Raw genomic sequence first — 11306 nt, 5'->3', positions numbered from 1 at the left:
CATAGGAATAATTGAAAATTGAAAGGTATGTACATATGAACTTAGACTGGGAGTTTATTGTAGAAAGCTTGCCGCTATATGGAGAGGCCATGTGGCTGACGTTGAAGATTGCCTTTTTTGCTATTCTGTTTTCATTAGTCGTCGGTTTGCTGTGTAGCATAGTGCTGTATTACAGGGTGAGAGGAATTAGTGGAATTATTGTAGCCTATATCGAGCTTTCCCGAAATACGCCGCTGCTTGTACAGTTATATTTTCTGTACTACGGGTTTACCAAAATAGGTCTGCATATGAGCGAAATGACGTGTGCTATTGTGGGCATGACCTTTTTGGGCGGGGGCTATATGGCTGAGGCGTTCCGTGGTGGAATCGAAGCTGTGAGTAAAACCCAAACGGAATCCGGGCTGAGTCTCGGACTGTCCAAGATACAACTGGCAAGATATGTTATTTTGCCGCAGGCATTTGCCATCAGTATTCCGTCTTTGGGAGCCAATGCAATCTTTCTGCTCAAGGAAACTTCCATTGTGGGTGCCATTGCTTTACTAGATCTGATGAATGTGGCAAAGGACCTGATCGGTATGTACTACAAAACGACAGAATCGTTGATTCTGCTGGTATTGGCATATCTCGTTTTGCTTTTACCTTTGTCGATGCTGCTGACGTGGGTGGAAAGGAAGGTGCGATATGCTGAGTTCGGGGATTAATGTGCTTTTTGAGGGTTCGAATTTTGAACGTCTGTTAGGGGGATTGCTGGTTACGCTGGAAATTGCATTACTCTCCATTATTATCGGTACGCTGCTAGGCATTTTGATGGGTCTGCTACGCACTTTACAATCAAGACCGATTCGATTTGTGCTGAGATTTTATTTGGAGACATTTCGCATTATTCCGATTTTAGTGTGGTTGTATGTCGTGTATTTTGGATTTACGCCTTTGCTGAATGTGAATATCAGCGGGGAACTAACGGCCGTTATCGTATTCAGTCTGTGGGGAGCAGCCGAGATTGGTGACATCGTACGTGGTGCGCTGGAATCACTGCCTAAGCATCAGGTGGAATCCGGGCAGGCATTAGGGCTAACCTATTGGCAATTATACCGTCATGTGCTCATTCCCCAAGCGGTGCGCCGAATGCTTCCGGGTTCTATTAATCTGGCGACACGGATGATCAAAACCACGTCACTCGTGGTACTGATCGGTGTAGTGGAAGTGGTCAAGGTTGGGCAGCAGATTATTGAGCTTGGTGTAATCAAAGCGCCTTCGGCATCCTTTTGGGTGTATGGCTTTATTTTTATATTGTATTTTCTTGTATGCTATCCGTTATCCAGACTTTCCAAAAGATTTGAACGCAGATGGCAAAATTAGCAGGATGGGGTGGTGTCATGGAAGAGGCTGTGGAGGTTTTATTGGAAATTCGAGGGCTGGACAAAAGCTTCGGCGACCGAAAAGTGCTGCAGCAGATTAGTCTGGACGTAAGGAAAGGGGAAGTCGTGGTCATTCTCGGTCCTTCGGGATGTGGAAAAAGCACGCTTCTTCGGTGCCTCAATGGTCTGGAGCCAGTTCAGGGCGGAGATATCCGTTATAGAGGACAGGATCTGACGGATAGAAAAGTGAATTGGCGTGAGGTGCGGCAGCATATCGGAATGGTGTTCCAAAACTATGAGCTGTTTCCGCATATGACCGTCTTGGAAAATATATTGCTCGGCCCGCTTAAAGTTCAGCGGCGAAACAAGCAGGAGGCGCTTGCGCAAGCGGAGCAGCTATTGGAGCGAGTCGGTCTGCTGGATCGCAAGGATGCGTATCCGCGACAATTATCAGGCGGGCAAAAGCAACGGATTGCGATTGTGCGCGCCCTGTGTATGAATCCTGAAATTATGCTTTTTGATGAGGTCACCGCATCCTTGGACCCGGAAATGGTCAGAGAGGTGCTGGATGTCATGCGAGAGCTGGCCCAACAGGGGATGACGATGATTATCGTGACGCATGAGATGGGGTTTGCCAAGTCGGTAGGAGATCGTATCGTTTTTATGGATCAAGGACAGATATGTGAAATGACTACACCACAGCAATTTTTTACCCAACCGGAAACAGAGCGTGCCCAGCACTTTCTGGATATATTTCAGTACGAAACGTTATAAATAAGGGGATGAATACAGATGAGAAAAGGGATGAAGTTCACAACGTTATTACTGGCTTTGAGCTTGCTGCTCGTCGGCTTGGCGGGATGTGCAGGAGGCGGGAATACCAATGGTAGTTCAAGCTCGGCTAAATTTGCTTCAATTGAGGACATTAAAAAGAATGGCAAGATTCGAATCGGTGTATTCGCGGATAAGCCGCCTTTTGGCTACGTAGATTCAGAAGGGAAAAATCAAGGCTTTGATGTGTATATTGCGAAACGGTTTGCCAAAGACCTCTTGGGCGACGAGTCGAAGGTGGAGTTCGTTCTGGTGGATGCCGCCAGCCGGGTTGCCTATTTGGAATCCAACAAGGTAGATATCATCATGGCTAACTTTACTGTGACCGATGAACGTAAAGAAAAAGTCGATTTTGCTAACCCGTATATGAAATTATCCTTTGGCATTGTGTCACCCGACAGTGCTCCCATCACCACGATTGACCAATTGAAGGGCTCGGATCAAAAGCTGATTGTTGCCAAGGGAACGACAGCAGAGACCTATTTTACGAAAAATTATCCTGACATCAAGCTGCTCAAATTCGATCAATACACCGAAATCTTCTCGGCTCTCAAAGACAAACGCGGTGCCGCCATTGCGAACGATAATACAGAGCTGATCGCTTGGGCCAAGGCCAATCCCGGCTTTACCGTAAGCATTCCAGCCTTCGGTGGTCAAGATACGATTGCCCCTGCAGTAGCGAAGGGAAATAAGGAACTGTTGGATTGGATCAACAACGAACTGGCTACGTTGGGTAAAGAAAATTTTGTCCATCAAGCCTATAAGGACACACTGACCTCCGTTTACGGAGAAGGCTTTACGGATCAATTGGTTGTGGAGGGCGGCAAGGTTAATTAATCATCGTATAAATTGCTATTAAGTATAAAAAAGCGTTGGGCTTGCTGTCCCGACGCTTCTTGCATATGGGCAAAGGGAGATTCGCAAGTTTTAATCGAGATAATACTTCCCCAAAATCTCTTGCATGCTCGTAAATTTCATTATATAATTTTAAATGATTATGATTCTCATTATCATTTAAGTCTTTAGGCGCAGACTCCCAATATGAGCCTAAGTGAATAGGATGGTGCTTTATACATGGCTAAAACGGATGTGGCTACTGCCAGAAGACAGCTCAGCAGTCCGAACAAGGTAACGCGCAGACGGGCTTTAAGAACGATCAAAGCTGCGAAGCGCGCGAAGTAACAAGCTTCAAGTTAACTGCAAATGGCAATACCAGTGTCAAATTTTTTAGTCTCCTCGTTTTGATATTGCACCTGCCTTCCTGATGGTGGTACACAGGAAGGCAGGTGTCTTTTTTTATTTCTTTTGTGCAAACAGCCATTCAATCATATCCAGATTTTGTAAAGCAGGAACCCAGGAGAAGTGTCCTGTAGGTTTGATAATCCCTGCTTCGTATTCAGTGAAGTGAATGAGGTTTCCGTTCTGTGCTTTGATAGCAGCAACCATTTCTTCTGAGTTCTTAGGACTTACTGTCGTATCGTCCGCCGCATGGAAGGCCCAAATAGGAACGTTCTTCAATATTTCAACGTGTGCAGGGTCAACAGGGGCATACATGTTAACAGCCTTTTCATAGTTGGTCAGTCCGGCAATCGGTACGCCAGCAGCGAACAGATCAAGATTTTTTTCTAACAATCTCCATGTCCCCATAGCTCCTTGAGAAATACCTACGATATAGATGCGGTTGGTGTCGATCGGATATTTCAAGGCCGTTTCACGTACCAAATCGGCAACAGCACTGTTGCGCGGTTCATCTGCCCAAATAAATTTATGCTCTAGGTCAATCGGGCTTTGAGGAGCGATGACGAAGGATGGGTGCTTGGCTTGCTGCTCAGGAGAAGCCCAAGTAACGGCCCCGGCATTCGCTAACAGGTTAACCCCGTTTCCGTCACCACGTTCGCCGTTGCCATGTAGAAACACAACCAGCGGATAGGTTTTGCCAGGTTCTACTTTAGGCTCAAACGTAAAGTAGTTCAGTTTGAAGCCGGCTTTATTTTCAAAAGTGTTTTTTTGAAAATCGTCTACGATGGGTGTCACTTTATCGGTTGCTTTTACAGTCTGTGCAGAGGCTGGAACGACTGTTTTCTTCGAAGTTGAAATATCTTTCTTTTGGCTAATGTAATAGTTCAGCGGATTAATACGATTGACTGCGCTTGTCGAATCGTAAGTAAGGGTGCTTGCATTTTTATCCTGCGTGTCCAGCTCGATTACGACATATTTGCCATAAGTGCTGCGGTTGGTGATGGCACCCGTATCATTGGTGTATACACCAGTCACAGTTCTGTCTGCGTATACATCATTAAGCACAGATTGAACCTGAAAACTGGAAGTGGACAGGGATGATCCGTCAATATTGGTGCTGTATTTCATTACAACGGCAGAAACAACCTCACCCAGAGGCTGGACCTCAGTAAGCAGGGTTGCCTGTGGTGCTGGAACATCGGCTGCTGCGGCAGAGCTGGAGGATGGATAAAAGATCGTAAGCAGGAGCACGAAAGATAGTAGAACAAGGGCGAAACGTCTTTTTTGCATAAGATAATCTCCTTTGGCGTTTTTATAAAGCGCTTACTATATGCTCAGGATGCTTGACTGTATGCTGTAGAACTCATACAAATCAAAAAAAGGCAAACTCCGGGTACACAAGTGTACTCGGGTTTTGCCTTTTCAGTAACAATCCCAATTGAAGGATAGCATCCTCATTGGAATCTGACAAGTGAAAGCGCTACAATTTTGGATGTTTTTATAAAAAATTTTCCTTCTCAACCGGGATGCGATGGTATATAATCTCCTTAACTTAACACTGTTAACTTATATAACGACGTTAATAAGGGAGATGAAATCATGAACCAATATGATGTTATTGTCATTGGTGCTGGGCTGGGTGGTTTGTCTTGTGCAGCCAGACTTTCTGCGTTGGGTTACCGGACAGCTGTGTTTGAAAGTCATACTTTGGCTGGCGGCTTTGCTACTGAATTCACACGAAAGGGATATACCTTTGATGTGTCCTTGCACGGCGTCGGCGGACTCGAAGAAGGCAGCTTCGGTCAGATGTTAAAGGACTGCCATGTGGACCAGCAAATCGTTCCTCTCCGTAAAAAGCACCCTTACTCCATTCGCTGGGAAGGGCAGATCATTGATATCCCATCTGATGTGCAGGAGTATGTGCAACTCCTCAAAGGCATGTTTCCTGCTGAGGTAGCAGCCATTGACAAGCTATTCGCGGGCATTCGCCGTTTTGAGACAGGCTTTACCGCTTTTTCTTCCCTTACTTCCTGGCGTAAGCTGGCGGGTCTGTTCAAAGCAGGCACCTTCTTCCGCTGGACGAAAATGACCACCTGGGAGGCTGTAAGTCAGTTTGGCTTGTCTGACCGATTCACGGAGTTCTTCACTGCACTCTGGCCCTATTATGGGCTGCCCCCGAAGCGGTTGGCGGCTTTGTACTTTTTTATTCCCTGGATCGGCTATCATCTCGAGGGGACGTACTACATTCAGGGAGGTGCACAGGCCTTGTCCAATGCGCTGGTCGAAGCTATTCAATCAGCTGAAGGAGAAGTTCACCTGCGCAGTCAGGTATCTGAAATTATACTTGAACGCGGTAAAGCAGCTGGTGTACGTCTGAAAAAAGGGGATGTATATAAAGCCAACTGGGTTGTGTCTGGGATCAGTCCCCATCATACCTATGGCCGTCTGCTGGAGAGTCACAATGCCGCCCGTCGCGAGCTGGAGGCTGTAACCAGACTGGAAACTGGTACGTCTCTCACTCAACTGTACCTAGGGCTATCATGCGAGCCTCATGAGCTTGGGATCAGCGAAGAAGACTTAATCCTGTGTAACGAGCCGGATTCGGAGACGGATTATGAAGTCATGATGAGCGGCCAGTATATGAAAGGCAACTGGATGCTCACAAATTATAACGCCATGGATCCTACACTCAATGAAGCGGGAAAGGGTGTCATCGCTGTTACATTTTTGGACAGATTGGAGAACTGGCATAGTGCACGTCCCGAATATAAAGCCAAAAAGAAAGCAGTAACACAGCAGATACTGGAATGTCTTGAACAGCTATATCCTGGTTTTAGCAGCAAAGTCGTGGTGGCAGAGTTGGGCACACCACGCACCATGCAGCGGTATACTGCTAATCCCGGCGGAGCCGTTTATGGCTATGCACAAACGGTCCGGCAGTCCGGCATAAACAGACTGAAGCGCAAATCAGCAGTGAACCGCCTGTCATTGGTAGGAGCCTGGACACAGCCTGGGGGCGGGTTTCAAGGAGCTATGAACTCGGGTATAATGGAAGCTGATCGTATCGCCGCCAAATTGAGATAGGCAGAAAGGGCAAGTATATCTACTCATGAAACATATCAAACGCCGAGAACGTGAAAGCAGTGAGATTCGCCGCAAAATCATTGAGGCCGCTCGATCGCTCTTCTTGAACCAAGGGTATGCTGAGGTCTCTATGCGTAAAATTGCGGATCAGATCGAATATTCACCAACGACTATTTATCATTATTTCTCCAATAAGGAAGCGGTTGTCCGTGAACTGCTGTTAGAAGGGAATGCTTTGTTCCTGAAGGCTCTTCAGCAGCGCGTGGATGAAGCACAGGCAGCCGGACTGAACGCTCTGGACACACTGAAAACAGTGTCCGATGCTTATGTCCGTTTTGGCATGGCTAATCCCGAATACTACAACATCCTGTTTATCAGCAACCTTGAATCTGTAAGCTCGGTTACCCTTATAGACAGTGGGAGTTTTAAGGGGTTTGAGTTGCTTGAGGGCGGACTTAAAGCCGCTATGGAGGAAGGCTGCATCATTCAAGGAGATGAGCGCCTGATGGCTAGATCCGTATGGAGTATGCTGCACGGATTGACTTCTTTGCTCCTGAATTTTGAACTTCCTATGGCAAAATCAAATGATGAATTGATTTCATTTACTATAGATACTTTTATTCGGGGAATAAGCCGCTGATGCAGCGGCTCATTTTTTATCCTCACACCCCATACATGCAAGTCTGCATACGTCGATTCCAGTGTTAACGAAGTTCCAAATGTGAAAGCTGCTGAAGCACGGCTTCAATGCGACGTTTATCTTTTTTGAGCACCACGAGCTGTAAAGAAGCATGAAGCAGATTTGAGATGCTAGCCCAAGCGTCTGCTTCTAGAGTGGGCAGAAGATCGCGCTGAATCATGATATCCATCGCCTCGGTTGCAATTTTCTGATGAAGCTCGCTACCGGATAGCCATTCAATCACCTGCTCATCTGTAGGACGTGAGTAGGCGAAAAGTACTGCCCAGCCATCAACCGGATGATTGACCTTATCCCGCATCCAGTCGATGACCTGGGGGGAATGAAAATGCTGTAACTGCCCGCTAACGGTGTATCCTTCTAATTTGCCATCCTTCGCCCTATGCTGTATCAGATCATTGTAAACTTTTGTAAGCCCTTCCTGCTCGGGCAGGCAGCGGGCGGATAGATAGGCACGTGTCGAGATAAATGCGGCCCTAGCATGTGTGTTATTTGAAGCGGGAGGTCTCCATGCTTGCGCGGTATCCGTGTCCGGCTCCCATAAGGAGCGAACCCAATCAGCAGCCCCAATACCTGCGGTCTCCCCAACGAAAAATGCCCATGTAGCGAATTGGGCCGGGTTACACTGAATGCGCTGCTCCCAGGCAAGAAAAATATCCTTTGGATCATAGGCCTGGAAAGCCTGCAGTACAGCAGGATGATCTACGCCATGCATGGTGGTGTAGTGGATCAGTGTATCCAACGACCGGGCATCCTCCAGTTTCATCGTGCAGAACATATCCAACCAGCGTTGCCACAGCTGCAGCGACGGGCTATTTAGCTGAATACCATGCTCGTCTAACACGTTAGACCAGTCCCACAGCCATAGTCCGTGCAAGGTAAGCATGGTTTCTATATAGGTAGGTAGACTTTCTGCAAGCAGGGTGAACTGGTCCAACTCATGCTCATAACAGAACACTGCTGGCTCTGTTGCGGATGTCGCTCTATCAAGCAGGATCGGATCACCAGCACCGTTATAGTTCAAAATAAGATATCGTTGTTCGTCCGCTGCTGAGTAGGTATCTTCTCCATAGGATGTAAAATAGCCAATATCCTCATAATTCCAGCCAAATTCTCCTGTAATATCGTCAAGGTTAGTCGGTTCTTGTTCAAGGTCATGGCTGCCTTCATATGAATACTCTGATTCATCGACTACAACACAGTGTTGAGGGAGGCACCATAGCAGATGTAAGCTGCCACACCGCTTTAATAATTCAGACAGGGAGGCAGGCAAAGTGATCTGGAGCCGTTCCTCCAGCTCAGTCAGTTCCTCTTCGGAAATCCCCTTCGTGCATTGGTATGCCACGTCAGGCATTCCACCTTGTCTCAGACGATCAGCGATTTCCCCCAGCTTTTCTAAGGTATATGCAAAATGTACTGTCATTCGTATTCGTCCTCCTCTTACTCTACAACTCGGCAATGCTCTTTTTGCAAGAATGATAGAATTTCATCATGAAGTGCTATCGCCTTGGGTTCATAAATGATCGCCACTTCGCGTCCATATGCATAGTTGAAGCGCACATATCCGCCAAGAAGCTGGAAAAAAGCCATGCAGGTATGCTCGTTTTCGATCCATAGGTTTGTGTCAAAATGCTGTTTAAACCGCTGAGCCAATACTTGTGTAGATGCCGGAGCTATTTCCGGAATTTGATCATTCGGATTGGCTGGATCGTAAGCTTCGGCCGTATCCAGGGGATTAAATAGTAGGAATGTCGCGGTTCTGTCCAGACTGACAGGTTCGAAATAACGGGGGAATGGCTCTGTTTTTCCGAATTCATCCCGTAGTATATGCTCCAGCGTATCTGTAAATGGGGTTTGAACATCTAATGGCTTCATAGTAATGACTTCCGAATGTCGCGGTAGCCAAAGCAACCCTTCGATCTGAGGATGCACCGCTAGAAAATCACCATCTATGGAGCTGCCGATGACCACGCACTCGCCCAGCTGTTGCGCGGTGATCGGACAGTTATCATCATGCGTCCACAGTTCGTAATCTGCATAGGATTGCAAAAGTTGAGGATCAGGCGGTTCAATCACCAGCAGGCCACAATAGGTTCCTGGCCCGTATTGGGTGAGAAATGAAGCATAGGGAGTTGGTAAAGTTATGCCATGGGTATGTTCGAAATTTGTCATTTCATCGGCAGCCACTGGCGTGTGTTGTGTGGAAACCCAATACATGAAGAATACACCTGCTTTCCGGCACTCTATCTATAGGGATGGAGCCCAAATGTAAATGAGAGATATGCTATAATCAGGAAATAAAATAGTTAAATATTAGTCTATCTCAATTATGTAAGAACTACAATTTGTGAGGGTACGAAAGGGGAACACATCGTATGACATCGGGGGTACAGGCCTACATAGATCCAATTTTTGAAGAGATTGACCAGAGATACGCTTCTGAGCAAAAGCGCATCGCGGAATTCAAGAACAAAAGCGTCCTTCACGAAGGGATTCATGAATACTTAAAAGTTACCTGTAAGAGAGATGGGGTATGGGTGGATACCTACGAACCGTTTGATTGGGATCATCGTAGACCAGACACAAAAATTCCTGGTTTTACGGAGGAAGTGACGCTCCAGCAGGTGCAGGATGAATGGATGCCAGTGTTCAAAGAACGGATAGCGGCTCTGTATAATTCGGAAGAATTTGGTCCTATGTTTTTTCGTTATCGGCTGGAATTTCATTTGGAGGTGGTCTTGGAGAATAAGGCCAGTCATTTTACATTCTCGCTGCTGAACGAAGATAAGCGGCAGCACCTGTTAGCCTCTATTGAACGGTTTGTGGAGCAGAAGCTCAATCCTGCCAGTAGAGCTATGCCAAAGGAAGAGGACGATTTTTTCTTAATAAGGCACTTGCTTGATCCTCATTTGTACCCTGTAGACGCCCAGCGGGTGAATGAACTGCTGAATCGAATGGATGCAAAAGTGCAGGTCAGCCGCAAGCGAGAAGAAGCATGGAGGCATCAGCTGAGCAGAGGCTTAATGCATTGGGCTGAAGATGAATTTTTGGCTAAGTATACAGATCAGGAAAAAAGGTACGGGCTTGATTATACGGTGAGACCCGATATTCTTCCTTCAGATATTCCCGCCCCGGTTATGGAGATGTTCCTGCTGACCGCGATGCGAGTGGGTCTGACCGATGCCGATGCACGGCAGAAGTATTTGGAGATTGCTGCACAATTGGGCTCAGAGCAGGCTGTTCAGTGGCTTAAGAGCGGATCAGGCAGCATTCCAGCGTCATATACAAGCGAGCGTGTCACCTGCCAAGCGAATGATATTTTGCAAACACTAGAGGTTCAGATTCGTTCTGAGGAAGAAGAGAGCTACAGAGAAGCACTCATATATCTATGTGATATATTACGGAAAGGCTTTACTAAGGAATATGGGATGAAGTTTAAAAGCAAAGTGAAAAACTATCTACCCGTACCCAAGTTGGCCAAATCTGCATTACATCGTTTCTTTGCCAATGCACTTGAATACCCTTCGCTGCTTCCGTTGCTGGCGGAATATGCCGAGAACGTGATGGAAGAATTCAAGTGGTACAACGATGTAGAGCCGGGGGAGAAGTCGGCGATGCCAGGAACCTATGCGGTGATGGGATTAGGACTTAAAGGAACGGAGTATTTTTCGCTGGTGAATCGTTATATGAAGCTGGTAGACAGTGAGCATCAGTCGGTACAGGACGGTTACGCTGCTGTATTTGCTGAGGCGCATGGACTGACACCGGATACGATCCCCGTTTGGGCGAGGATTCTTTTGGCAGGTAATGATTCCGCCAAACCACTAAAATCGGCTGGCATTGAAAGTGTAGAGCAGGCACAGGCGTTAGTAGATGTGCTTCTACAACTGGAAGACTACGAACAAGAGATGCTCGTTTGTCGTATATGGGGTGGCGCGAAGAAACTAAAAAACAGCCTGAAGCAGGCTGTCCCTGAGGTAAAAGAGTTACTGGAGCCGCTTATTCCATAAAAGCATCGTATTCTTGATCATATCGCAGTCCCTGCGCAATGTGTTGAATATCTGGCTCGCTTCCACTGCGGCGTAGCACTTCAATAA

At 46.9% G+C, this 11306-nt stretch carries 11 protein-coding genes; 8 read left to right on the top strand and 3 right to left on the bottom strand.

Translation table 11 applies throughout. The features are described from left to right. Nucleotides 1–35 precede the first annotated feature (35 nt). The 5 genes from ACH59B_RS23540 to ACH59B_RS23520 all read left to right on the top strand — a co-directional run bounded on the left by ACH59B_RS23540 (nt 36) and on the right by ACH59B_RS23520 (nt 3371). Entirely contained in the window at nt 36–701 is a 666-nt protein-coding gene (locus ACH59B_RS23540; protein ID WP_016822815.1) for an amino acid ABC transporter permease, read from the top strand. Further along, on the top strand, nt 682–1359 hold the full coding sequence (locus tag ACH59B_RS23535) for an amino acid ABC transporter permease (protein ID WP_016822816.1): 678 nt from the start codon (nt 682–684) through the stop codon (nt 1357–1359). The genes ACH59B_RS23540 and ACH59B_RS23535 overlap by 20 nt, the downstream gene beginning before the upstream one ends. A 17-nt stretch (nt 1360–1376) precedes the next feature. After that, nucleotides 1377–2132, top strand: a complete 756-nt coding sequence (locus ACH59B_RS23530) for an amino acid ABC transporter ATP-binding protein (RefSeq protein ID WP_045244682.1) — start codon at nt 1377–1379, stop codon at nt 2130–2132. Nucleotides 2133–2150: 18 nt separating this feature from the next. Then, on the top strand, nt 2151–3026 hold the full coding sequence (locus ACH59B_RS23525) for a cysteine ABC transporter substrate-binding protein (RefSeq protein ID WP_025366052.1): 876 nt from the start codon (nt 2151–2153) through the stop codon (nt 3024–3026). 237 nt (nt 3027–3263) lie between these two features. After that, nucleotides 3264–3371 carry a putative metal homeostasis protein gene (locus ACH59B_RS23520; RefSeq protein ID WP_016822819.1) on the top strand — a complete coding sequence of 36 codons (108 nt, stop codon included), beginning with the start codon at nt 3264–3266 and terminating at the stop codon, nt 3369–3371. Nucleotides 3372–3485: 114 nt separating this feature from the next. Here the strand turns inward: ACH59B_RS23520 and ACH59B_RS23515 are convergent, their stop codons facing one another. After that, nucleotides 3486–4718, bottom strand: a complete 1233-nt coding sequence (locus tag ACH59B_RS23515) for a PHB depolymerase family esterase (protein ID WP_045244681.1) — start codon at nt 4716–4718, stop codon at nt 3486–3488. Between the two features lie 309 nt (nt 4719–5027). Here ACH59B_RS23515 and ACH59B_RS23510 point away from each other — a divergent pair, with 309 nt between their 5' ends. Then, nucleotides 5028–6512 carry an NAD(P)/FAD-dependent oxidoreductase gene (locus ACH59B_RS23510; protein WP_045244680.1) on the top strand — a complete coding sequence of 495 codons (1485 nt, stop codon included), beginning with the start codon at nt 5028–5030 and terminating at the stop codon, nt 6510–6512. Between the two features lie 25 nt (nt 6513–6537). Continuing rightward, on the top strand, nt 6538–7152 hold the full coding sequence (locus tag ACH59B_RS23505; RefSeq protein ID WP_016822822.1) for a TetR/AcrR family transcriptional regulator: 615 nt from the start codon (nt 6538–6540) through the stop codon (nt 7150–7152). A 64-nt stretch (nt 7153–7216) separates the two neighbouring features. On the opposite strand, the gene ACH59B_RS23500 is transcribed toward ACH59B_RS23505, so the two are convergent. Beyond that, nucleotides 7217–8632: an SMI1/KNR4 family protein gene (locus ACH59B_RS23500; protein ID WP_404302812.1), complete on the bottom strand. Its 1416-nt coding sequence runs from the start codon at nt 8630–8632 to the stop codon at nt 7217–7219. A gap of 17 nt (nt 8633–8649) precedes the next feature. Further along, nucleotides 8650–9381, bottom strand: coding sequence for an SMI1/KNR4 family protein (locus ACH59B_RS23495; RefSeq protein WP_404302810.1), 732 nt, complete (start codon nt 9379–9381; stop codon nt 8650–8652). A gap of 203 nt (nt 9382–9584) precedes the next feature. Between ACH59B_RS23495 and ACH59B_RS23490 the strand changes: the two genes are divergently transcribed. Further along, nucleotides 9585–11219 (top strand): DUF6138 family protein, encoded by a 1635-nt coding sequence (locus tag ACH59B_RS23490; protein ID WP_404302808.1) that lies wholly within the window; start codon nt 9585–9587, stop codon nt 11217–11219. Nucleotides 11220–11306: the final 87 nt, after the last annotated feature.

Source organism: Paenibacillus sp. DP01 (genome assembly GCF_044784315.1).
Lineage (GTDB): Bacteria > Bacillota > Bacilli > Paenibacillales > Paenibacillaceae > Paenibacillus > Paenibacillus polymyxa.
Note: the sequence above shows the minus strand (reverse complement) of the source record. Positions and strands in the feature narration are given on the sequence as shown.